The following is a 21,985-nucleotide window of genomic DNA, read 5'->3' as shown; positions in this document are numbered from 1 at the left end:
GGAGGCCGCGGAGGCGGGTCAGCCCCGGACGGCCTTCAGCACGGCGGCGGCCACCCCCTCCTCCCCCTTCGCGTTGGGGTGGATCGCGGTGAGCCCGTGGGCCGGGAACGGCGGCTCGATCCAGCGGGCGTCCTCCCCGGCGCACATGTCGTGCCCCGCCGAGGGCCCGGCGGTGTCCACGAACACGGCCCCGGCGGCCTCCGCGCGCTGCTTGAGCATCCCGTTGAGCTGCTGCTCCTTCTCGGCGAGGAAGCGCAGGTCCGCCGTCGCGATCGTGGTGCCCAGCACCGGCACGCAGCCGGCCGGGTCGGCCGGGAGCAGCGACGGGTAGCCGATCACGTACACCCGGGCCTGCGGGGAGCGGCGGCCGATCTCCCGCAGGGTCTCGGCGACCTTCTCGCCGGCCGCGTCCACCTTGGCCCGCACCTCGTCGGTGCCGCCGGAGGCGTAGTGGTCCCGGCAGGGCGCGGCCGAGCCGTCCTCGCCGACCAGGTCCTTCACCGCGTCCGCCAGGGTGTCCTTGGCGCACTGGGTGACGACCTGCATGAAGCCGGCGTCGTTGCCGCCGATGCCCAGGGTGACCAGCCGGGTGGCCGGGGTCAGGGCGTCCAGCTGGGCCGGGTTGGCGCCGTCGTCGGTCTTCTGCGCGGCCTTCAGGTCGCCGGTGCGGGCGCCGCTGCAGCTGACGTCCCGGAACCGCTCGGGCTCCAGGGCGAGCGCCTTCGCCAGCAGGGAGGGGTAGTTGACCCCGGAGCGGGCGCAGCCGCCCGGCTCGCCGACCTGCGGGGCGATCCGGGGCCCGGCGGTGTACGAGTCGCCGAGCGCCACGTACGGGCCGCTCGGCGGCGGGGTCGGGGTCGGCGTCGGGGGCAGGGTCGGGCTCGCGGCGGCCGGGGCGCGGCCGGGTACCGCGCCCGCGAAGCCGCGGTCCGTGGCGACCGGGCCGTCCGAACCGCCCCCGCCGCTGCATCCGGTCAGTCCCGCCAGCAGCAAGGCGGCGAGCCCGGCCGTCGCAACGGCCGTCGGGCGTGTGGTCCTCGGCATGGCATCCCCCCGGGGGTGCGGATCACGGGCATCTCCGTACGCGGCGGCCCGTCCCCCGGGCACCGCAGACTGCAACGTACGGGCGGCGCCGATGACTCCCGGCGCGAACCACTCCGTCCGCTCCGCGCCGTGCTACTCCACGCCTGCTACTCCGTGCCGTGCTACTCCGCGTCGCGTTCGTGCTCGGCCAGGAACTGCTCGAAGCGCCGCCCCAGCTCGTCCGCCGACGGCAGGTCGACCGGCTCGGCCAGCAGGCTCTCCCGGCCATCGGCGCCCGCCACCGCGTCGTACTGGCCCTCCATGCCGCGGATCGCCGAGCGCAACTCGCCGTCCCCCTGGGCCAACTGCTCCTCGATGTCGGCGTACACCTCGCCCATCCGCTCGCGCAGCCTGGTGCCGGGCAGCACCAGGCCGGTGGCCGACTGCACCGCCTCCAGGATCAGCACGGCTGCCGCGGGGTAGGCCGAACGGGCCACGTAGTGGGGGACGTGCACCGCGAAGCCCAGCACGTCGTGCCCGGCCTCGGCCAGCCGGTACTCCAGCAGCGCCTGGGCGCTGCCCGGGACCTGCGCCTGCTCAAACCACTGCGGGTAGCCCGGCGCGAGGTCCAGCCGGTTGCCGTGCGGCGTCAGGCCGACCGGGCGGGTGTGCGGCACGCCCATCGGGATGCCGTGGAAGTCCAGGCTGAGCCGGACCTCGAAGCGCTCGACCAGCTCGCGGACGGCGCGCGCGAACCGCTCCCACTCCACGTCCGGCTCCGGGCCGGTGAGCAGCAGGAACGGGGCGCCGGCCGCGTCCCGGACCAGCTGGAGCAGGATCTCCGGCGGGTCGTAGGACGACCAGTGGTCGTGGTCGAAGACCATCGCGGGGCGGCGGGCCCGGTAGTCGACCAGGCGGTCGTGGTCGAAGCGGGCCACCACCTGGGGCGAGCCCGTCTCCAGCAGGTGGGCCACCACCTGGCCGCCGGCCTCGCCGGCGTCCATGAAGCCCTCGAAGTGCTGGAGCAGCACCAGGCCGGCACCGGTGTCACGCAGCTCCGCGTTGGCCGCGGCCACCGCGGCCACGCCCCGCTCATCCAGCTCGTACAGCGCCTGGAAGTCTCGCACCGCGCACCCAACCCCGTTCTCTGCTCGTCCCGACCCGACCGGCCTCTCGTCCTGTTCAGCGTGCCGGGCCGCGCCGGAATTCCCGTTCCGGCCGACCGCCCGTCCGGCGACCCGCCCGGAGACCGTCGTCGACCGCTCCGGACCATGATCGCATCCGAGGGGAAAAGACCTGGTCACGGGTGTTCAACAGGCTGCTCCGGGGAGCGCGGTGGCGGTCGGCGCCGCCATTCGCGTGCCGCGAAGTGACGCACCGCGTTCTGGCGGGTATCGTCCTCTCGCTGCCTCGCATCGTCGCGTCGTCGTCACGTCGTCCGTAACGCCGTCGATCACGACCCGGATCGCTGCTCGGGCAGACACCCACGACGCATCTTGCCTTCACCTGGCCGCCTGCTTCCCTTCGCGCTCTCGTCTCCTCTTCGGCCATTTCGCGGACGCACACTGTCCGCTCGCCCTTCCCGCCGGACCGGTCCGAGGATCCGTGTCCGTTCCGGCACACCTCGCCGCCCGTTCCGGGCCGCCGCTCCCGCCCCACCCGACCGGAATCCTCCGGCGCGCACGGGTACCCGGAAGCGGAAACCGGGCCGGGGCGACCCCAGTCCACCGCAGCGCGTGCCGCACCCCGGCGCGGACTGCGCCCTACGACCGATGAAGGACCAAGGTTCCGTGCCAGCACCTGTCTTCCTCACCGGCCGCACCGTTCGGTTGGAGCCCCTCGCCGCCCACCACGCCGAGGCCATCGCCGCGGCCGGCGCCGAGGACCGAACGACCTACGCCTTCACCCCCGTCCCGCACGGCCTGGAAGCGGCCCGCGACTACATCGCGCGCGCCCTCGCGGACCAGGCCGCGGGCCGGTCGGTGCCGTTCGCGACGGTGAACGTCGCCGACGGCCGGGTGGTCGGCTCCACCCGTTTCCTGGAACTCGACTACTGGCAGGGCCCCATGGTGTGGCCGCCGGTGCCCGGCGTGCCGTTCGGCGATCCGGCGACGGCCGTCCCGGACGCCGCCGAGATCGGCAACACCTGGCTCTCCCCGCGCGCCCAGGGCACCGGCATCAACACCGAGGCCAAGCTGCTGATGCTCCGGCACGCCTTCGAGACCTGGGGCGTGCAGCGGATCTCGCTGCGCGCGGACGCCCGCAACCTGCGCTCGCGGGCCGCGATCGAACGGCTCGGCGCGACCTCCGAGGGCGTCCGCCGGGCGCACTCGCGCGGGCTGGACGGGGTGGTGCGCTCGACCGCGTTCTACTCGATCCTGGACTCCGAATGGCCGGCGGTCCGGGACATCATCGAGCTGCGGATCGCCGCCGCCACCTCGCCGAGCGCCCCTGATCCGGCGATCAACCAGGAGTGCCTTAGACCGGGCGGCGGCAGCGGGCAGCTGATGATCACGGCCTGAAGGGGAGCCGTTCGCCGGTAGCGGCGGTCTCCAGGATCCAGCTGAGGACCGCCAGGCCGTGCCGCTCCTGCGGCCGCACCGGCCAACGGTCGTGGCTCGTCTCGGCGATCGCCGAGACCGGCCGCCAGCCGTTGCGGACCGGGGCGACCGCCACCTCCCAGACCGGATGGCCGTCGTTCGGGCGACAGATCCTGAGCGAGCCCTGGTGGGTGTGGACCGCCCAACGGCCGTCCAGGGCCTCCGTGTGCCTCCCGGCCCGGATGCGCTGCCACTGCTCGTCGGTCCACTCCACCTCGGGGACCGGGTGCGGGCGCGGGACCAGGATCTCCGCTCGGCCCCGGCCGCCGGTGACCGCCCCGGGTGCCGGGAACGCCCAGCCGGGCAGCGGCTCCCGGGCGGCCAGCCAGGCGGCCGGGATGCCGTGGGTACCGGTGTGGGCGGCCACCACTCCCCCGGCGATCGCGGCGACGGTGTCCATGTCGCCGCCGGCCGCGATCGCCGCCCGGACTGCGGCCGGGTAGTCGGTCAGATGGCTGGCGGCGCACCAGAGCGCGTACGGGACGGTGTCGGCGGCCGAGGTCCGGCTGCCGTTGCCGAGAACACTCGCCGCGAGCACGCGGTCCTGCTCGGCGAGCAGGCCGACGGCCTCGTTCAGGCCGTCGCGAACGACGCCCAGCGGGGTGCGGAAGGCCACCTCGCGCAGGAAGGTCTCCGGCGTCGTGCCCCCGGTCCGGGCCCGGACCGCCAGGGCCGCCGCCACGGCGACGGCGATCGCGCCGTCCACGGCCTGCGGGTGGGTGTGGGTGATCACGGCCGTGCGCGCGGCCAGCTGGATGACGGCGGACAGGTCGCCCGCGTACGCCGCCCCCAGCGGGGCGACCCGCATCGCGGCGCCGTTGCCGTACGAGCCCTTGCCGTCGAAGAGTTCGGCGGCCAGGGCCTCGGCGTCGCCGCCCTCCCGGATCAGCCGGAGCATCCGGTTGGCGGCCGGGCCGTAGCCACGGTCGAAGTCGTGGCGGCGGGCGAAGGCGTGGGTGAGGTCGAAGGTGTCGATCGTGCCGCGTTCGCGCTGGGCGGCGTACACCGAGCAGGCCATCTCGGTGTCGTCGGTCCACGGCCAGGGGCCGGGCGGCTCGGTGCGGGAGGCGAAGTGGGCCCGGGCGGTTTCCGGGACGAAGAACTGGGCGCCGAGGGCGTCGCCGACGGAGAGGCCGTTGAGCGCGTCGAGCGCGGGGCCGTTTGGTTCGATCATCATGGGCCTCCCAGCACAGCGGCTCGACCGGCGTTTCGTCAACACCGTTGCGAGGAAGCCCCTGACGAGGGACGTTTCGCATACCTCCGATCCGGGCGGGCAGCACCCGGGTATGACCCGCGCGCATCCGCTCGACCCCGTCGCCCTGCTCGGCGCCGACCAGCAGCACATCGCCACCCGGGCGCAGCTGCGCCGGCTCGGCGTGCCCTCCGGCACGATCGCCCACCGGCTGCGGCCGGGCGGGCCCTGGCAGCAGGTGCTGCCGCGGGTGATCTGCCTGCAGAACGGGCGATTGACGAACCATCAGAAACTGAGGGCAGCACTGGCGTACGCGAGTCCGAAGGGACAGCCGCCACGACCCGGGGAGGTGTTGCTGACCGGGCTCGCGGTGCTGGCGGAGGCCGGGCTGCCGAGCGCCGGGCACCCGGCGGACCTGGCCGAGGTCGATGTCCTGATCCCACATCAGCGTCGCGTCAGGGAAAGGGAGTTCGTACGGATCCACCGGGCCTCCGGGGCGATGCCGGGCGGCTTCGAGCGGGACGACGGGCTGTGGAGCGCCACCGTCGCGCGGGCGCTGGCGGACATCGCGTCGCGGGAGACCGGGCAGCGCCGGTTCCGGGCGCTGTGCGCCGAGGCCGTCCAGCGGCGGCACTGCGAACTCGGCGAACTGCTCGACCAGTTGCTCTCCGGGCCGGGGGCGCCGGCACTGCCGCGGGTGGCCCTGGTGGTGGAGGACCTGACCGCCGGGATGCGGTCGGCGGTGGAGGGCGAGGCCCGCGAGGTGCTCGCCCATGCGGGCCTGCCGGAACCGCTCTGGAACCCGGTGCTGTTCCTGGACGGCCGCTTCCTCGCGGTGCCGGACGCCTACTGGCCGCACGCCTGCGTCGCCCTGGAGATCGACTCCCGTGCCCACCACCTGCGGCCGGCCGACCACGAGCGCGGCCTGGCCCGCGCCGACCGCCTCACCGCCGCCGGCCTCCCGGTGGTCCGCACCACCCCCGTCCAGCTGCGCCGCGACCCCGCCCCGGTCCTGCACGAGCTGACCGCGCTGGTCACCACCGGCCCGCACGGCCTGCACAGCCGGGTCAGTTGGCGCCGCGCCCGGTGAACGCGCCCACCCCTCAGGCGTGTTGGGCGCCGGCGGCCTCGGCGGCGGCCACCAGGCGCTGGAGTTCGGCGAGGTGGGCGGCGAGGGCGGCGCGGCCCTCGCGGGTGGCGGCGAGCCAGGTGCGCGGGCGCTTGCCGACGTAGCCCTTCTTGACCACCAGGTAGCCGGCGTCCTCCAGGGCGGTGGCGGCCTTGCTGAGCACGGAGTCGGAGACCTCGCAGTGGTCCCGGACCGCGGCGAACTCGGCCTCGTGGCAGGCGCCGAGGAAGGCGAGCACGGTGAGCCGGGTGGCGTGCTGGAGCAGCGGGTCGAGCGCACCGGGCATCAGTCGGCCTCGTGCGAGCGCCGGACCCGGCGGTTGAGCCAGTGGATGCCCGCCCAGAAGGTCAGGCCCGCCGCGAGCCCGGCGACCCCGGCGATCCAGCGCGGGCCGCCGCCGGCCTGCCAGGCGAGCACCATCCCGGCCGCCGACACGGCGCAGACCGCGAGGACCGCCAGCGCGACCGGGCCGCGGATGCCGTCCGGCACTCCCCGGCGGACGATGCCGTCGCTGCGCACGGCGACCCGGGCGAGGCCACCGGTCAGGGCGGCGAAGCCACCGGCGAAGGCGCCGATCAGGGCGTACTGCCCGGTGGCGACGGCCTGGCCGATCCCGAGGCCGTACGCGGTGAAGGCGAAGGCGAAGGCCGGCCCGTACCAGCGGGGCACCTCGCCCGGCCGCCGGGCGGCCGCGTCGGCTCCGGCGGCCAGGCGCAGCGCCTCGGCGGCGGGCAGCGGGGTGGGAACGGAACTACTCATGACAGCCCCCTCGTCGGTGATGGTGACTCCAGCATGGCACTTACTTTCCAGGTTGGAAAGTGTTTTCTGGAGCGCAGACGAAGCGGCCCCCGGTCCGTGGGGCGGAGGCGGGGGCCGGAGGAGCTCGGTCCAGGGTCAGCAGCGCGGGTCGATCTCCTGGAAGGTCCCGTAGTGGTCCGGGGACCAGTACTGCTCGCCGGAGCCGCCGGTGACGACCCGGCGGGTGCCGCGGTCGTTGGAGCCCGGGGTGACCACGGTGAACTCGTGGTAGTAGCCGTTGCCCTTCTTCGGCAGCCGGCTCTCGCGGTTCTCGAAGACGATGCCGTCCCGGTTGTACGGGTAGGGGCCGCCCTTGGCGATCAGGCCGAGGGTGTCCTGGGCCTGGCTGGGGAGCTTGGTGCGGCAGACGTCGGCCAGGGCCGGGTCGGCGGGCACCCAGCCGCCGCTCGGGGCGGAGGCGCCGCCGGCCGGCGGGGACGGCTTGGGGGCCGAGGGTTTGGGGGCCGAGGTGCCCGCGGTGGCGGAGGCGCTCGCGGCGGCCTTGGGGTGGCTGCCGCCGCCCTTGCCGGCGAGCAGGTACCCGACCCCGGCGAGCACGGCCAGGATCAGGACGGCCACCACGACGAGCGGGCTCTTGCTTCTGGTCATGCCGTCCAGCTTGGCAGCCGGCGGCGTCCGGCCCGGCCAGTCACACACATGACGGACACCACAGAAACGTACGGCCGGGCGGGAACGGACGCCGTTGTCCGTTCCCGCCCGGCCGTGTCACGTACGCCGGTTCTCCTGCGCCGAGCTCCGGTGTACGCCCTCCCGAGGGGAGGGTTCAGCGGTCAGTCGTACCCGCGCGTGAGTAGGGGATGCCTACCCTCTCAGCGCGAGTCGCTGCCCGCCGTCTCGATGGCGGCGCGGCCTGCCTCCAGGCGCGCCACCGGGATCCGGAAGGGGGAGCAGGAGACGTAGTCCAGCCCCACCTCGTGGAAGAAGTGGACCGACTCCGGGTCGCCGCCGTGCTCGCCGCAGACGCCGAGCTTGAGGTCGGGGCGGGTGGCCCGGCCGGCCTCGACGGCGTGCTTGACGAGCGAGCCGACGCCGTCGCGGTCGATGGTCTCGAACGGGGAGACCCCGAAGATGCCCTTCTCCAGGTAGGCGGTGAAGAACGAGGCCTCCACGTCGTCCCGGGAGAAGCCCCAGACCGTCTGGGTCAGGTCGTTGGTGCCGAAGGAGAAGAACTCGGCGGCCTCGGCGATCTGACCGGCGGTCACCGCGGCGCGCGGCAGCTCGATCATGGTGCCGAGCTTGATGTCCAGCGTGACGCCGGTGGACTGGGCGACCTCGGCGAGCACCCGCTCGCACTCGTCGCGGACCAGCTCCAGCTCCTGGACGGTGCCGACCAGCGGGATCATCACCTCGGGGCGCGGGTCCCCGCCGGCCAGCTTGCGCTCGGCGGCGGCCTCGGCGATGGCCCGGACCTGCATGCCGAACAGGCCGGGGATGACCAGGCCGAGGCGCACCCCGCGCAGGCCCAGCATCGGGTTCTGCTCGTGCAGCTTGTGCACCGCCTGGAGCAGGCGCAGGTCGTTCTCGTTCGGGTCCTTGCGGGCCTCGGCGAGGGCGACGCGCACCGACAGCTCGGTGATGTCGGGCAGGAACTCGTGCAGCGGCGGGTCGAGCAGGCGGACGGTGACGGGCAGCCCGTCCATCGCCTGGAAGAGCTCCAGGAAGTCGCCCTTCTGCAGCGGCAGCAGGGTGGAGAGGGCGAGCTCGCGGTCCTTGTCGTTGTCCGCGAGGATCAGGTGCTCGACCTCCTTGCGGCGCTCCTCGCCGAGGAACATGTGCTCGGTGCGGCACAGGCCGATGCCCTGGGCGCCGTAGCGGCGGGCCCGCGAGCCGTCCTCGGCGTTGTCGGCGTTGGCGCGGACGGCCAGGCGGCGGCGGCCGTCGGCGTGCGACATCAGCCGGTGGACGGCCTGGACCAGCCCGCCCTGGACGTCGGCGCCGGCGTGCAGGGTTCCCTCGAAGTACTCGACCACGGGGGACGGCAGGACCGGTACCTCGCCGAGGTAGACCTTGCCGCTGGCGCCGTCGATGGAGACGACGTCGCCCTCGTGGACCACCAGGCCGTCGGCGGTGGTGAACTTGCGGGACTTGGTGTCGACCTCCAGCTCCTCGGCGCCGCAGACACAGGTCTTGCCCATGCCGCGGGCGACGACGGCGGCGTGCGAGGTCTTGCCGCCGCGCGAGGTGAGGATGCCCTCGGCGGCGATCATGCCGTCCAGGTCGTCCGGGTTGGTCTCCCGGCGGACCAGGATGACCTTCTCGCCCGAGCGGGACCACTTGACGGCGGTGTAGGAATCGAAGACGACCTTGCCGATCGCGGCGCCGGGCGAGGCGGCCAGGCCCCAGCCGATCTGCTTGGACTCGGGGGTCGGGGCGAAGCGCGGGAACATCAGCTGGGCCAGCTGGCCGCCGGTGACCCGCATCAGGGCCTCGTCCAGGTCGATCAGACCCTGGTCGACCAGCTGGACGGCGATCCGGAAGGCGGCCGCGGCGGTGCGCTTGCCGACCCGGGTCTGCAGCATCCAGAGCTTGCCGCGCTCGATGGTGAACTCGATGTCGCAGAGGTCGCGGTAGTGGTTCTCGAGCTTCTGCATGATCGCCATCAGCTCGTCGTACGACTTCTTGTCGAGCTTCTCCAGCTCGGACAGCTGTAGCGTGTTGCGGATGCCGGCGACGACGTCCTCGCCCTGGGCGTTGGACAGGTAGTCGCCGTAGACGCCCTGGGCGCCGGTGGAGGGGTCGCGGGTGAAGGCGACGCCGGTGCCGGAGTCCTCACCGAGGTTGCCGAAGACCATGGTGCAGACGTTGACCGCGGTGCCCAGGTCGTTCGGGATGCGCTCCTGTCGGCGGTACAGCCGGGCGCGGTCGCCGTTCCAGGAGTGGAAGACGGCGTGGACGGCGAGGTCCATCTGCTCGCGCGGGTCCTGCGGGAAGGCCCGGCCGGTCTCGCGCTCGACGATGCCCTTGAACACCTCGACGAGGTCCCGGAGGTCGGAAGCGTCCAGGTCCAGGTCGTTGACGGTGCCCTTGGCGTGCTTGGCCTCGTCCAGGGCCTCCTCGAACAGCTCGCCGTCGACGCCCAGCACGGTCTTGCCGAACATCTGGACCAGGCGGCGGTAGGAGTCCCAGGCGAAGCGCTCGTTGCCGGACTGGGCGGCGAGGCCGACCACCGAGGCGTCGGAGAGGCCGATGTTCAGGACGGTGTCCATCATGCCGGGCATGGAGAACTTGGCACCGGAGCGGACGGAGACCAGGAGCGGGTTGTCGGCCTGGCCGAGCTTCTTGCCCATCTCCTGCTCGAGCGCGTCCAGGTGGGCGCTGATCTCCTCGTGCAGCGAGGAGGGCTCACTGCCGGTCTCCAGGAAGACCTTGCAGGCCTCGGTGGTGATGGTGAACCCCGGAGGGACGGGGAGCCCCAGGTTGGTCATCTCGGCCAGGTTCGCGCCCTTGCCGCCGAGAAGGTCCTTGAGGTCCTTGTTTCCTTCGGTGAAGGAGTAAACAAACTTCTGCTGGGACGGCACGGGTCGGTCTCCTCGTACGCGGTTGCCCTGACGCCGGAGAACATACCCATTTCGAAGGCACTTCTCTGCCCTGAATAGGCCACACGAGGCCGGTACCGAGGGGTAACCCGCTAGATCGAATGCGCATAAAGGCGTTCACCTCTGTTGGTGAAATCGTCCCCCTGACGCTAGCCCGCCTTCAAGACTTGAAGGCGGGGAAACGGAAGATCGCTCGATTCGGACGCTGGGTAGCGGCCGCGGGTCGGTCGCGTTGCCCCGGCTTGATTTCCTGCAGCCGGATCGGCCGATCGGCGTCGAACCGGCTTCGGGAAGCGATTCACGGCCGACCTGTCCATTTCGTCCACTGACCGGGCGTCAGTCGCCACCGCGTGTGGCAAGCGTCACCAGCCCGTCTCGCGGCTCGAACGTAGAACGCCTGCGCCAATCGTCGCACTCCGTCCAGGAACGTGCTCGTTCCGTGATGTGAGACCGCCAAAAAGGAGCCCTCTTGTCCAGAATGGACAAGAGGGCTGGGACCGGGTGGCCAGCCCCCCGGAAGGGCCGACTTCGCCGGATCGGCTAGATCATCCGCCAGAGGTGTCCGATTCGGCGTCCTCGCCCGGCCGGGCGCAGTCGTACGGATCGTCCAACCAGCCCTCCGGCAGGACCACCCGACCGTTGCCGCTGGTGCGGCCGCGCGGGCCGTCCGCGCCGATCGGCCAGGTCTGGGTCTGCTCCACCTGGGCGAGGGTTCCGGCCAGTTCGGCCAGCGAGGAGGAGTTGGCGAGCCGCACCCGCAGCTCGGAGCCGACCGAGAAGCCCTTGGTGTACCAGGCGACGTGCTTGCGGAAGTCGATCACGCCGCGCGTCTCGTCCCCCAGCCACTCACCGAGCAGCTGGGCGTGGCGCACCATCGCCCGGGCCACGTAGCCGAAGTCCGGGCGGGCGTAGTCGACGTCGCCCTCGAAGATCGACACGAGGTCCCGGAACAGCCACGGCCGGCCCAGGCAGCCGCGGCCCACCACGACGCCGTCGCAGCCGGTCTCGCGCATCATCCGCAGCGCGTCGTCGGCCGACCAGATGTCCCCGTTGCCCAGCACCGGCACGTGCGCCGGGACGGCCTCGCGCAGCCGGGCGATCGCCGACCAGTCGGCCGTCCCGCCGTAGTGCTGGGCGGCGGTGCGCCCGTGCAGGGCGATCGCGGCCACGCCCTCCTCGGCGCCGATCCGGCCGGCGTCCAGGAAGGTGAGGTGGTCGTCGTCGATGCCCTTGCGCATCTTCATGGTCACCGGGAGCTCCCCGGCGTTGGCCACGGCCTCGCGCAGGATCTCCCGCAGCAGGTTGCGCTTGTACGGCAGCGCCGAGCCGCCGCCCTTGCGGGTCACCTTGGGGACGGGGCAGCCGAAGTTGAGGTCGATGTGGTCGGCCAGGCCCTCGTCCGAGATCATCCGGGCCGCCTTGCCGACGGTCACCGGGTCCACCCCGTACAGCTGGATCGAGCGCGGCTTCTCGCTCGGGTCGAACTTGATCAGCTGCATGGTCTTGGCGTTGCGCTCGACCAGCGCCCGGGTGGTGATCATCTCCGAGACGTACAGGCCCTTGCCGCCGCTCTGCTCGCGGCACAGGGTGCGGAACGGGGCGTTGGTGATCCCGGCCATCGGCGCCAGCACGACGGGCGGCCAGACCCGGATCGGGCCGATGTCCAGCGCCGCGAACTCGGTGCCGGTCGCGGACACGGTCGTCGTCGCCGTCTCGGGCGCGGTCGCCGTCTCCGGCGCGGTCGCGGTCGCCGTCTCCGGCGCGGTCGCGGTCGCCGTCTCCGGCGCGGTGGGTGCGGGCGTGGCTGTCATGCGCGGCTGACCTCGGATAGGGGGACGGGACTCTCCATTGTCCCCCACCCGGATCACCCGCCCGGCCTACCGCTGATCGGAGCGGTAGCCGATGTCCAGCGAGCCGGAGCCGACGTCGGCCTCCAGGGTGGCGGCGCTGGCCGCGTCACCCAGGGCCGGATCGATGGTGCTGCTGCCCGAGCCCGTGCCGCCGTTGATCCGGTAGCGGCTCCCCTTCGGCATCGCCATGGTCACCGAACCGGATCCGGTGCTCACCCGGACGTCCTGCGGCGCCGACCGGAAGGTCAGGTCCACCGCCCCGGATGTGCTGGACACGTCCGCCCGGGGCGAGGAGAGGTCCGTGCCCTGGGTCATCCCGGAGGTGGTGCTCACCCGGACCGGGCCGGACAGCCCGCGCAGGACGATCGAGCCCGAGGTGCCGTCCAGCCGGACCTCGCCGCTGAGGTCCGTCACCTCGACCGCGCCGGAGGTCACCGAGCCGGAGACCGCGGTGCCGGCCGGCACCTCCAGCTCGATCGAGGCGCCGCAGTTGTAGAAGGGCAGCGAGCGCCGGCACTCCACGCCGACGGTCATCGTGTCGCCGACGACGTCGGCGCGCACCTTCGGCTCGGAGACCGTCCAGTCCAGGTTCTTGCGCACCACCACCCGGTCCGCCACCCCCGGCTTGATCCGCACCGACGCGCTGCTCGTGGCGAGCTGCAGCCTGTGGACGGGGGCGACGTACGTCTGCTGCTCGGTCCGCGACTGCCGGGCCACCAGGGCCAGGGTCTGCGCCCCTCCCATGACCACCACGAACACCACGGTGAGGACCCCGATCAGCCGCCACGCCCTGGTGGACCGCGCGCTCACGTGATCTCCAGGAAGCGCAGCACCGCCATCACCCGGCGGTGGCTGTCGTCGGCCGGCGGGAGGTCCAGCTTGGTGAAGATCGAGTTGATGTGCTTGGCCACCGCGCTGTCGCTGACCACCAGCGAGGCCGCGATCGCCGCGTTGGACCGGCCCTCCGCCATCAGCGAGAGCACGTCCCGCTCGCGCGGGGTCAGCTTCTCCAGCGGATCCCGGTGGCGGCGCACCAGCAGCTGGGCCACCACCTCCGGGTCCAGCGCGGTGCCGCCCTCGGCCACCCGTTGCAGCGCGTCCACGAAGTCGTCCACATTGGCCACCCGCTGCTTCAGCAGGTAGCCGACCCCGCTGGTGTTGGTCGCCAGGAGGTCCGCGGCGTAGCGCTCCTCCACGAACTGGGAGAGCAGCAGCACGGCGGTGTCCGGCCACTGCTGCCGGATCACCATCGCGGCCTTCACGCCCTCGTCGTGGAAGCCCGGCGGCATCCGGACGTCCGCGACCACCACCCCCGGGCGGTGCTCCTCGACGGCGGCCAGCAGCTCGACGGCGTCCCCGACCGCGGCCACCACCTCGAACCCCACCGCCTCCAGGACCTTCACCAGGCCGACCCTCAGCAGGACCGAGTCCTCGGCGATCACAGCACGCACGGCAACTCCACGGTGATGGTGGTGGGGCCCCCGAGGGGGCTGAGAACGGACAGCGTTCCGTCGACCGAGGCCGCGCGCTTGCGCAGACCGGTGAGCCCGGTGCCGCGCGACGGGTCCGCGCCGCCCACGCCGTCGTCGCTGATGACCAGGCGCAGCCGGCCGCCGGCCGTCCGCACCGAGACGTCGACCTGCTTGGCCCGGGCGTGCTTGGCCACGTTGGTGAGCGCCTCGGAGACGGTGAAGTAGGCGACCGCCTCGACGGTCGGGGCGATCCGGTCGGACAGCTCGACGTCCAGGCGCACCGGCAGCGGGGCCCGGGCCGCGATGCCGGACAGCGCCGCGTCCAGACCGCGGTCCTCCAGGACCGCCGGGTGCAGCCCCCGGACCAGGTCGCGCAGCTCGTCGATGGCCGCCTGGGCCTCCTCGTGCGCGGCGACGATCACCTGCATGGCGTCGGGCGGGCAGTCCTTGAGGGTGCGCCGGGCCAGGCCCAGGTTCATCGCGAGGGAGGTGAGGCGCTGCTGGGCGCCGTCGTGCAGGTCCCGCTCGATCCGGCGGCGCTCGGCGTCCACCGCGTCCACCAGGCCGGCCCGGGACTCGGCGATCTCCTCGACCCGCTGCTCCAGCTGCTCCGCCCGGTTCGGGCCGAGCAGCAGCTGCGCCGCCCGCACCTCCAGCCAGGCGACCAGCGTGGTCAGCCAGGGCGTCATCAGCAGCAGCAGCACGCCGGTCACCGTGAGCACCACGTCCAGGCCGGCCAGCTCGCTGCGCAGCCCCACGTCGAGCGGCAGCAGCCAGACCCAGCCGTACAGGGTGGTCAGCACCAGAGCGGCGCCCCAGAGGTAGACGGCGGCCAGCGCGCCGAGCGCCAGGACCGGACCGACCAGCAGGTGGTAGGTGATCTGGCGCCAGGCCAGGCCGAACCGCAGCGGGCCCAGCAGCAGGGTCGTGGACCCGCCGGGGGGCGGCACCTCCACGCCGCGCAGGGCGCGCAGCCGGCCGCGCTGGACGCGGGTGAGCCAGCGCGTGCAGACCAGGACGACCGCGAGGACCGGGAAGAGCAGGCCGGAATCGGTCACGGCCAGCCAGACCGGCGCGGCCATGGGTATTCCGGCGGCTATGAAGCGGGTCTCCCGCCAGGCCTCGGCCGACCACGGTGGTCGTCCGAGGCTCCTGACGAGCGCTCGGCGCAACGTGGTGGAGGGCATGCCGGACAGCGTAGGGCCCGGTGATCAACGGCCGCCATGAAGGGGGGTGCCGGACGGGGGTGTAGCTGGATACACCCCCGATTCGGTGTGCGGCACCACCGACAGCGGGCCCCCGCCACGGAAGGCTTGGGGGCATGACGAGCACCGCATCGCACTCCGCCACCCCGCCGCACGGGCGGCCCGTCCCCGGGGACCACGGGGGTGTCCCCGGGGGCGCGCTCCGCCCGGCGCCGGGGCCGGAGGGGACGCTGCCCGCCGGGGCCGGGCCCTGGTCGGTCCGCAGCGTCGGCACCGGCCGCGGCCGGGCCGCGCTGGAGCTGTACCAGCACGGCGAGCTGGCCGACGTCCTGGTCGCCGCCCGGCTCGCACCGCAACTGGTGCGCGGCGCCCGGCGCAGCCCCGCCGCCGGGCGGTGCTCGCACGTGCTCGCCTGGGGGCGGCTGCCGGCCGACGGCACGGCGCCCTCGGTGGTGTTCACCGGCGGGCGGCGGCTGTTCCGCGCCGTCCGGACGGCGGCGGTCGCCGAGGTGGTCACGGTCGCCGGGTCGTTCTGGCTCGCGCTGGCCGAGGGGCCGTTCGACACCGTGCTGGTCGAGCACCCGGCGGGCGGACCGGCCGAGCGGCTGCCGCTGCAGCGGGTGCGGACGGGGGCCGGAGCATGAGCACCGCCGTCATCGCGGGCGCACCCGGGTACGCCCTGCCGGAGCGCTTCCGGAAACTGCCGCGGCTGGCCGCCCTCGGGCTGCTGCCCTGGCTGATGGTGCTGGCCGTCAACCACGAGACCCCGTGGGTGGTGCTGGACCTCGCGGAGTTCGCCGCCCTGCTCTCGCTGGACGCGCTGCTGCGCCGGCGCAGTGCCGCCGCCTCGTGGCCGGGCGGGGCGGCGGCCCTGCTGCTGGCCGGTGACGCGCTGGCCGACATCTCCTGCGCCGGGCCGGGGCACGCGGTGCTGGCGGCGCTGGTGATGGCGTGCTGCGTCGAACTGCCGCTGGCGGCGGTGTGCCTGCTGCTCGGGAGCGAGTCGATACGCGGCCAGGACCGACCCTAGGCCTGGGGCAGCTCACTCATCAGGACGCGGGTCTCCTCGTCCAGCGGGGTGTAGCTGATCATCCGCGTCCCGAGCCGGGGGCTGAGCCAGAAGTTGGTGTACTCGCAGCGCAGCAGGCCCACGCCCGGCACCTGGAAGCGCTTGATCCCGTTGCCCGGCCGCATCACCTCGTGCCGCTGCCACTCCTCCGCGAAGTCCGGCGAAGCCTTCAACAGCCGGGTCAGCAGCGCCTTCCAGGCCGGCTCGGCGGAGTGGTCGGCCATCGAGGCGCGGAACCGGGCCACCATGCCGAGGCGCTCCGTCCGGTAGTCGATCAGCACCTCGCGGAAGCGCGAAGGGGTGAACGCCAGCCACATCAGGTTCCGCTCCTCCAGCGGCAGTTCACCGAGGTCGCCGACGATGGCGGTGTACGGCGCGTTGTGCGCCAGGATGTCGTAGCGGGAGTTGACCAGCGCGGCCGGGTACGGCGCCATCTGGTCCAGCACCAGGCGCACGCTCGGGGTCACCGAGGGGCACTCCGTCACCGGCGCCGGATCGTCCGCGCCGGCCAGGGTGAACAGGTGCGCCCGCTCGCTCGGGTCCAGCAGCAGCGCCCGGGCCACCGCGTCCAGCACCTGCGCGGACACCTGGATGTCCCGCCCCTGCTCCAGCCACGTGTACCAGGTCACCCCGACCGCGGCCAGCTGCGCCACCTCCTCCCGGCGCAGCCCCGGGGTACGGCGGCGGCCGGTCATCGGCAGGCCCACCTGCTCGGGCGCGATGCGCTCGCGGCGGCTGCGCAGGAACGCCGACAGGTCGTGCCGGCGGGCCTCGTCAGGACTGCCGCGGTGCGGCCCGGCGGAACCGGGACGGGCTTGCGCGGCCGGGGTCATCAGGCTCATGCTCCCCAGCATGCGGCACGCCGGAGCCTGTTGCCAGGTACTTCTTATACCTGGATAACCACACTCTGGTACCAGGGTAAGAAGCGGCGGATCGTATGACCCGTGACTCAACGACTCGCCGTCGCCCCGGCCCCGGTACGGACCGCTCCCGCTCCCCACACCCCTTCGTCCTCCCCCTCCTCCCCCTCCTCCCCCTCGCTCGGCACCGCCGGGCTGGTGACCGTCCTGCTCGGGGCCTTCCTGCCGATGCTGGACTTCTTCATCGTCAACGTCGCCCTGCCCACCATCGACGAGGACCTGGCCGCCGGACCGGCCGTCCTGGAACTCGTCGCGGCCGGCTACGGCATCGCCTTCGCCGTCCTGCTCGTCCTCGGCGGACGACTCGGCGACATCTTCGGCCGCCGCCGGCTGTTCGTCGTCGGCGCCGCCGCCTTCGCCCTCACCTCGCTGGCCTGCGGACTCGCCCCCGACGCGTGGTCCCTGGTCGCCGCCCGGGCCGCCCAGGGCGCCTCGGCCGCCCTGCTCATCCCCCAGGTGCTCGGCACCATCACCGCCGCCACCGACGGTGCCCGGCGCGGCCGCGCCCTCAGCGTCTACGGCGCGGTCGGCGGCATCTCCGTGGTGATCGGGCAGGTGCTCGGCGGGATGCTGGTCGCCGCCGACCTGTTCGGCACCGGCTGGCGCTCCGTCTTCCTGCTGAACGTCCCGTTCGCGCTGCTCGCCGTGGTCCTCGCCGTCCGGTACGTGCCGGAGAGCCGGGCCAGCCAGGCCGCCGCGGTCGACGTGCCCGGCACCGCCCTGCTCACCGCCACCCTGCTCTCGCTGCTCATCCCGTTGATGGAGGGCCGCGCGGCCGGCTGGCCGCTCTGGTCCTGGGTGCTGCTCGCCCTGTTCCCGGTGTTCGCCGTCACCTTCGCGCTGGTCGAGCGCCGCGCCGAGCAGCGCGGCGGCACCCCGCTGGTGCCGCCGTCCCTGCTGCGGATCCCCGAGATGCGCCGCGGCCTCGGCATCGCGCTCCCCTACTTCGCCGGCTTCGGCGGGTTCATGTTCGTCATCGCCGTCGCCCTCCAGCAGGGCCTGCGGCTCGGCGTGGTCGCGGCCGGCTGGGCGCTCGTCCCGATGGCCGTCGGCTACTTCACCGCCTCGCTCTCCGGCCCGCGGCTGATCGGCCGCTGGGGCAGCCGGGTGCTCAGCGCCGGTGCCGTCGTCCAGGCCCTCGGCCTCGTCACCATCGCGCTGACCGTCCTCGCCGACGCCGACCACTTCTCCCCGCTGCGGATGGCGCCCGGCGTCGCCCTCGCGGGCATCGGCCAGGGCCTGATCGGCACCCCGCTGTTCCGGGTCGTGCTCGCCAAGGTGCCCGCCGCCCGGGCCGGTGTCGGCAGCGGCGTGCTCGCCACCGGCCAGCAGTCCAGCCTCGCTCTCGGCGTCGCCACCCTCGGCACCCTCTACCTGTCCCTCTCCCCCAGCCTCGGCATGGGCCGCGCGCTCGCGATCTGCCTCGGCATCCAGCTGCTGGGCTCCTTCACCGTGTTGTACCTGACCACCCGTCTGCCGCGCTCCATCGGCTGAGCCGCCCGGGCCCACGGCCCAGGGCGACGGCGCAACGGCCCCGCGACCGGATTCCTCCCGGTCGCGGGGCCGTTGTCGTCGAGGTCGAGCGAGCGCCGGAGTGGCCCGGCCCGTGGGTCAGACGTTTACTTGAGCACGTCCAGGTACTCCCCGATGTCGTCCCGGTTGCGGGTGAGGCACTCGATCCGGCGGGTCATCCGATCCGCGGGCTGCTGGACGGGGGTCTGCCGCCCCGGATGCTCGGTCTCACCCTCCAAGGTGTCCAGCATCTCCAGGGCCGGCGGGAGTGGGCATGGTCCGCAGGCTACCTGCCGAACAGCCTTACCTGACGGGGCCGTTGGTGCGTCACGCCGGGCTCTCGCCGGTCAGTACCGGCCGGGGCCGAGTGGTGACCACGGCCAGGGTGCCGGCCAGGGCGATCGAGGCGAACACGGCCAGCGCCCCGGTGGTGCCGACCGCGCCGGCCAGCGTTCCGGCCAGCAACGCGCCTACCGGCATGACGAGTTGGCCGATCGAGCGAGACAGGCCGAGCACCCGGCCCAACTGCTCGGGCGGGGAGAGCTGTTGCTGGAGGGTCACCCAACTGACGCCCCAGACCGTCGCGCAGAAGCCGAACACCGCCTGGTAGGCGATCAGCACCGGGAGCGCGGCGCCGAGCGAGGCCAGCGGGATCAGGAACAGCGCGCCGGCGGCGAGCGGACCGAAGACCGGGATCACCCTGGTCAGGCCGATCCGCCGGATCACCCGCCGGGCGGTGAGCACGGCCGTCACCGCGGCGATGCTGTGGACGGCCTGGGTCAGCCCGAGTTCACCGGGGCCCAAGTCCACGACCTGGTAGGCGAAGTAGGCGAACAACCCAGCCAGTCCGGCCCCGCCGAGGTTGAGCGCGGCCGCGGCGACGGCGAGCCGGGTCAGCAGCGGCTGGTCGCGCAGCACGCCGACCCCCTCGCGCAGCGACGCCACGATCCCGGGGCGCGCGGCGGGCTGCTCCGGTTCCGCGCCGCGCCGCAGCCGGGGCAGGCTCAGGGCCAGTGCGGACAGGCCGTAACTGACCGCGTCCGCGACCATCGCGGTCGCCGCCCCCACCGCCTGCACCAGGGTGGCCGCCAGTCCGGGGCCGGCGATCTGGCCGACCGAACGGGCCCCGGCCAGCTTCGCGTTGACCGCCACCAGGCCGTCCTTGGGCACGAAGTCGGCCACCACCGTCGGCACCGCGATGGCGGAGACCCCGCCCAGTGCCCCGGAGACAGCCGCGACCGCGTAGAGGTGGCCCAGGGTCAGCGCGCCGGCGCCGTGCGCCAGCGGGACGGTGGCGATCAGCAGCAGCTGGAGGACGTCCACCGCGACCAGCAGCCGCCGTCGGGAGGCGACCCGGTCCACCAGCACCCCGGCGAACGGCCCGGTCAGCCCCTGCACCCCGTACTCCAACGCGAAGAGCAGCGAGGCTGCCAGCGGGCCGGCGTCCAGGAGCAGGATCGCCAGCGCGGGCAGCGCCAGCGCCGTGACCTGGGTGCCCGCCACGCTGACGCCCTGCGAGAACATCAGCGCGGGCACCGCACTGCCCGCGGGTGGCGGAACGGCCGCCGTGGTACGACCTGAACCATCAGCTGCCATGCCTATCAAGCTACTTCACGCTATGGCCGGTCAGCGGCCCGTTCCGCCATACTTGATTCGCACAATGATCGAGTCCGAAGGAAGGGGGAGCTCATGAGCTTCGTTCTCGTGTTCCTGGCCGCCCTGGCGGCCGTCGTCGGAGGCATCACCCTGCACCTGACCCGCCGCGAGCGGGCCCGCCGGCAATGGGCGGGCGGCGCGGAGGGCCTGCTGATCGAACGGCAGCGGACCGCCCAGGCCGCCCGGATCCGCTCCACCTACTCCAGCTTCGCCACCCACCACGGCAACGGCCTGCTCCCGGACGACCTGTACCCGCAGCACTCCTGACCCCACCCGGGGGCCTCACGGCGCGAGCGGGGCCAGCGCCGCGGGCCTCGCCGCGCCGGCGGCGGACGAGCCGGCCAGCAGGCTCGCCAGGTCGTGCGGCGGCGCCGGTTCTCCGGTCGGGGTCGCCGCCGTGATCCGGTCCAGCCGGAAGCCGCGGCCGGCCTGCCGGGTGCGGCACCAGGCGATCAGGTACCACTTGCCCTCGGCGGTGAGCAGCCCGGCCGGTTCCACCGCACGGTCGCTCTCGCGGCCCGCCGCGTCGACGTAGGACAGCCGCAGCACCGTGCCGCCGACGAGGGCCTGCTCGACGGCGCCGCGCACCGACTCGGCGGTGCGGGCCGGCAGGGCGACGATGCGGGCGGCGAGCCGCTGGGCCGCCTTCGAGGCGGGGCCGCTCATGGTGGCCGCGATCTTCTGCGAGGCCGTGCGGGCCGCGCCGGCGTACGGGGCCGAGGCGTCGGCGGCGGCGAGCGCGGCGACCAGGGCCGAGGCCTCCTCCGGGGTGAAGCGGATCGGCGGGAGGGTCATCGCCGGGTCGATCGACCAGCCGCCGCCCCGCCCGGTCGTGGTGCGCACCGGGACGCCCGCCGCCATCAGCGCCTGGAGGTCGCGCTGCACGGTACGGGTGCTCACCTCGAAGCGGGCGGCGAGCGAGGCGACGGTCCGGGATCGGGGCGCCGCCGCGCGCAGCTCCTCCACCAGTGCGTAGAGCCGGGGGGTGCGGTCCATGCGCGCGACGCTACCGTCCCGCGCCGGCCAGGTAATCCCGCTCCCGCCGCTGTTCGCGCTCGGTGACGGCCAGCGGGAACAGCGTGAAGCCGTGCATCGCGCCGGCCACCACGTCGAGCCGGACGGGCGCGCCCGTCGCCCGCCACCGCTGGGCGAGGAACAGCGAGTCGTCCAGCAGGGGGTCCTCGGTGCCGACGACCAGCCGGGCGGGCGGCAGTCCGGTCAGGTCGGCGTACAGCGGGGAGACCTCCGGGGAGCGGCGCCGCTCGGGGGTCATCCCGGGCGTGAAGAGCTGGTAACTCCCCTGGATCGTCTCGGTGTTGCTGAGCAGCCGCCGGGAGCCGAAGAGCCGCTGGCTGGGCGTCATCGACAGGTCGTACGCGCCGAAGGCGAGGTGGGCGGCCAGGAACGCGCCGGTGATGCCGTGCCGGTCGCGCAGCCGGAGCAGGGTGAGGACGGCGAGGTGGGCCCCGGCCGACTCGCCGCCGGTCAGCAGCCGCCGGGTGCCGAACTCGGCCTCGGCGTGGTCCACCAGCCAGCGGGCGGCCGCTTCGCAGTCATCCGGACCGGCCGGGAAGGGGTGTTCGGGCGCCAGGCGGTAGTCCACGCTCACCACGGCCAGCCGGGCCTCGGTGGCGAGGCGCCACAGCTTCTCGTCCTGCCCGGCGGCCGAGCCGAACGCCCAGCCGCCACCGTGGATGTGCAGGTACACGCCGTCGACCCGCTCGGGCACGAAGGTGCGGACCGTCACGCCGCCGGCGATGACGCGGTCACGGCCCTGCGGCAGTCGCACGGGGGGCGCGTCGGCGCCGAGGCGGTTGATCCGCAGGCGGGTCAGGGTGGCGGCGTCCGGGGTTCCGGTGCGGGCCGGGCGGAGTGCGGCGGCAGCCTCGAACCGCTCGTTGAAGGCCAGGGTCTCGGCGAGGCAGTCCTCGTCTGTGATCGTCATGGGTCGATCTTCGCGACCGTCCGCGACAGCCCGGTGTCACCCTTTCCGAGTGACCTG

At 73.7% G+C, this 21,985-nt stretch carries 22 protein-coding genes; 6 read left to right on the top strand and 16 right to left on the bottom strand.

The annotated features are described in order from the left end of the window. Positions 1-18: 18 nt before the first annotated feature. Positions 19-1,044: an SGNH/GDSL hydrolase family protein gene (locus ACFWIS_RS00865; RefSeq protein WP_380455402.1), complete on the bottom strand. Its 1,026-nt coding sequence runs from the start codon at positions 1,042-1,044 to the stop codon at positions 19-21. Between the two features lie 161 nt (positions 1,045-1,205). Then, entirely contained in the window at positions 1,206-2,150 is a 945-nt protein-coding gene (locus tag ACFWIS_RS00860) for a PAC2 family protein (protein ID WP_380455404.1), read from the bottom strand. A 663-nt stretch (positions 2,151-2,813) separates the two neighbouring features. On the opposite strand from ACFWIS_RS00860, the gene ACFWIS_RS00855 reads away from it, so the two are divergent. Beyond that, positions 2,814-3,545: a GNAT family N-acetyltransferase gene (locus ACFWIS_RS00855; protein ID WP_380455406.1), complete on the top strand. Its 732-nt coding sequence runs from the start codon at positions 2,814-2,816 to the stop codon at positions 3,543-3,545. Here the strand turns inward: ACFWIS_RS00855 and ACFWIS_RS00850 are convergent. After that, positions 3,535-4,800: an ADP-ribosylglycohydrolase family protein gene (locus ACFWIS_RS00850; protein ID WP_380455408.1), complete on the bottom strand. Its 1,266-nt coding sequence runs from the start codon at positions 4,798-4,800 to the stop codon at positions 3,535-3,537. The genes ACFWIS_RS00855 and ACFWIS_RS00850 overlap by 11 nt on opposite strands. 109 nt (positions 4,801-4,909) lie before the next feature. Here ACFWIS_RS00850 and ACFWIS_RS00845 point away from each other — a divergent pair, with 109 nt between their 5' ends. Continuing rightward, positions 4,910-5,905, top strand: coding sequence for a hypothetical protein (locus tag ACFWIS_RS00845; protein ID WP_380455410.1), 996 nt, complete (start codon positions 4,910-4,912; stop codon positions 5,903-5,905). A gap of 13 nt (positions 5,906-5,918) precedes the next feature. On the opposite strand, the gene ACFWIS_RS00840 is transcribed toward ACFWIS_RS00845, so the two are convergent. The 8 genes from ACFWIS_RS00840 to ACFWIS_RS00805 all read right to left on the bottom strand — a co-directional run bounded on the left by ACFWIS_RS00840 (position 5,919) and on the right by ACFWIS_RS00805 (position 14,808). Further along, complete coding sequence (locus tag ACFWIS_RS00840; RefSeq protein ID WP_380455412.1) at positions 5,919-6,230, bottom strand: transcriptional regulator; 312 nt, start codon at positions 6,228-6,230, stop codon at positions 5,919-5,921. Next, positions 6,230-6,703 carry a hypothetical protein gene (locus ACFWIS_RS00835; RefSeq protein WP_380455414.1) on the bottom strand — a complete coding sequence of 158 codons (474 nt, stop codon included), beginning with the start codon at positions 6,701-6,703 and terminating at the stop codon, positions 6,230-6,232. The genes ACFWIS_RS00840 and ACFWIS_RS00835 overlap by 1 nt, the downstream gene beginning before the upstream one ends. Positions 6,704-6,838: 135 nt before the next feature. After that, on the bottom strand, positions 6,839-7,351 hold the full coding sequence (locus ACFWIS_RS00830) for a ribonuclease (protein WP_380455415.1): 513 nt from the start codon (positions 7,349-7,351) through the stop codon (positions 6,839-6,841). A 221-nt stretch (positions 7,352-7,572) separates the two neighbouring features. Beyond that, positions 7,573-10,281: a pyruvate, phosphate dikinase gene (gene ppdK / locus ACFWIS_RS00825; protein WP_380455417.1), complete on the bottom strand. Its 2,709-nt coding sequence runs from the start codon at positions 10,279-10,281 to the stop codon at positions 7,573-7,575. 563 nt (positions 10,282-10,844) lie between these two features. Next, on the bottom strand, positions 10,845-11,918 hold the full coding sequence (gene dusB, locus ACFWIS_RS00820; protein WP_380455508.1) for a tRNA dihydrouridine synthase DusB: 1,074 nt from the start codon (positions 11,916-11,918) through the stop codon (positions 10,845-10,847). A gap of 258 nt (positions 11,919-12,176) precedes the next feature. Then, positions 12,177-12,959 (bottom strand): DUF4097 family beta strand repeat-containing protein, encoded by a 783-nt coding sequence (locus ACFWIS_RS00815; protein ID WP_380455419.1) that lies wholly within the window; start codon positions 12,957-12,959, stop codon positions 12,177-12,179. Next, positions 12,956-13,600, bottom strand: a complete 645-nt coding sequence (locus tag ACFWIS_RS00810; RefSeq protein ID WP_380455421.1) for a response regulator — start codon at positions 13,598-13,600, stop codon at positions 12,956-12,958. Before ACFWIS_RS00810 ends, ACFWIS_RS00815 begins: the two co-directional genes overlap by 4 nt. Then, a complete protein-coding gene (locus ACFWIS_RS00805; RefSeq protein WP_380455423.1) occupies positions 13,588-14,808 on the bottom strand; it encodes a histidine kinase in 1,221 nt (406 codons plus the stop codon). Before ACFWIS_RS00805 ends, ACFWIS_RS00810 begins: the two co-directional genes overlap by 13 nt. Positions 14,809-14,942: 134 nt before the next feature. Between ACFWIS_RS00805 and ACFWIS_RS00800 the strand changes: the two genes are divergently transcribed. Both ACFWIS_RS00800 and ACFWIS_RS00795 read left to right on the top strand, forming a co-directional pair. Further along, positions 14,943-15,470, top strand: coding sequence for a hypothetical protein (locus tag ACFWIS_RS00800; protein ID WP_380455425.1), 528 nt, complete (start codon positions 14,943-14,945; stop codon positions 15,468-15,470). After that, on the top strand, positions 15,467-15,856 hold the full coding sequence (locus ACFWIS_RS00795) for a hypothetical protein (RefSeq protein ID WP_380455427.1): 390 nt from the start codon (positions 15,467-15,469) through the stop codon (positions 15,854-15,856). Before ACFWIS_RS00800 ends, ACFWIS_RS00795 begins: the two co-directional genes overlap by 4 nt. Here the strand turns inward: ACFWIS_RS00795 and ACFWIS_RS00790 are convergent. Next, positions 15,853-16,728: a helix-turn-helix transcriptional regulator gene (locus ACFWIS_RS00790; RefSeq protein WP_380455510.1), complete on the bottom strand. Its 876-nt coding sequence runs from the start codon at positions 16,726-16,728 to the stop codon at positions 15,853-15,855. The genes ACFWIS_RS00795 and ACFWIS_RS00790 overlap by 4 nt on opposite strands. A 111-nt stretch (positions 16,729-16,839) precedes the next feature. Here ACFWIS_RS00790 and ACFWIS_RS00785 point away from each other — a divergent pair, with 111 nt between their 5' ends. Continuing rightward, entirely contained in the window at positions 16,840-18,309 is a 1,470-nt protein-coding gene (locus tag ACFWIS_RS00785; RefSeq protein WP_380455429.1) for an MFS transporter, read from the top strand. A 125-nt stretch (positions 18,310-18,434) separates the two neighbouring features. Here ACFWIS_RS00785 and ACFWIS_RS00780 read toward each other — a convergent pair whose 3' ends face one another. Beyond that, positions 18,435-18,578, bottom strand: a complete 144-nt coding sequence (locus tag ACFWIS_RS00780; protein WP_380455431.1) for a hypothetical protein — start codon at positions 18,576-18,578, stop codon at positions 18,435-18,437. Between the two features lie 76 nt (positions 18,579-18,654). Next, positions 18,655-19,923, bottom strand: coding sequence for an MFS transporter (locus ACFWIS_RS00775; RefSeq protein WP_380455432.1), 1,269 nt, complete (start codon positions 19,921-19,923; stop codon positions 18,655-18,657). Positions 19,924-20,016: 93 nt separating this feature from the next. Here ACFWIS_RS00775 and ACFWIS_RS00770 point away from each other — a divergent pair, with 93 nt between their 5' ends. Then, positions 20,017-20,250, top strand: coding sequence for a hypothetical protein (locus tag ACFWIS_RS00770; RefSeq protein WP_380455434.1), 234 nt, complete (start codon positions 20,017-20,019; stop codon positions 20,248-20,250). Between the two features lie 15 nt (positions 20,251-20,265). Here ACFWIS_RS00770 and ACFWIS_RS00765 read toward each other — a convergent pair whose 3' ends face one another. Both ACFWIS_RS00765 and ACFWIS_RS00760 read right to left on the bottom strand, forming a co-directional pair. After that, positions 20,266-20,979 carry a helix-turn-helix transcriptional regulator gene (locus tag ACFWIS_RS00765; RefSeq protein ID WP_380455436.1) on the bottom strand — a complete coding sequence of 238 codons (714 nt, stop codon included), beginning with the start codon at positions 20,977-20,979 and terminating at the stop codon, positions 20,266-20,268. A 10-nt stretch (positions 20,980-20,989) separates the two neighbouring features. After that, positions 20,990-21,928 (bottom strand): alpha/beta hydrolase, encoded by a 939-nt coding sequence (locus ACFWIS_RS00760; protein ID WP_380455438.1) that lies wholly within the window; start codon positions 21,926-21,928, stop codon positions 20,990-20,992. Positions 21,929-21,985 lie beyond the last annotated feature (57 nt).

Source organism: Kitasatospora sp. NPDC127060 (assembly GCF_042724935.1).
Classification (GTDB): domain Bacteria; phylum Actinomycetota; class Actinomycetes; order Streptomycetales; family Streptomycetaceae; genus Kitasatospora.
Note: the sequence above shows the minus strand (reverse complement) of the source record. Positions and strands in the feature narration are given on the sequence as shown.